Below are 434 nucleotides of genomic sequence, written 5' to 3' on the forward strand. Positions count from 1 at the left end.
AGCGAAGCAGAATGGCAAATCGTGGAACCGCTTTTGCCGCCACATGGCTTGGGCAAGAAGCGGGTCGACGATCGGCGGGTGGTCAATGGCATATTTTACGTTCTGAGGACCGGATCGCCTTGGCGCGATCTGCCCGAGCGGTATGGCCCCTACACCACGGTCTACAACCGCTTCAACCGTTGGGCCAAAAGAGGTGTCTGGTTGGCGATGTTTGAAGCGCTGGCGGCTAAGTCACCACAGTCTTTGCATCTGATCGACAGTTCGATAATCCGCGCCCATCAGCACGCGGCGGGCGGTAAAAAGGGGGTCCGGATAACGCCATTGGCCGTTCTCATGGCGGACTGAGTACCAAGGTCCACGCGCTCGTCGATCAAGACGGCCTGCCGATCCGTCTCCTCATCTCGGAGGGAAAGGCATCCGACAAGACATTCGCC

1 protein-coding gene is annotated in these 434 nt (G+C 58.8%); it reads left to right on the forward strand.

Features of this window, described 5'->3' with window-relative positions:
• On the forward strand, positions 1 to 345 hold a 345-nt coding region (locus AC04SH_RS34975), incomplete at its 5' end, for an IS5 family transposase (RefSeq protein WP_488578089.1).
• Positions 346 to 434 lie beyond the last annotated feature (89 nt).

Source organism: Mesorhizobium sp. CNPSo 4688 (assembly GCF_057784295.1).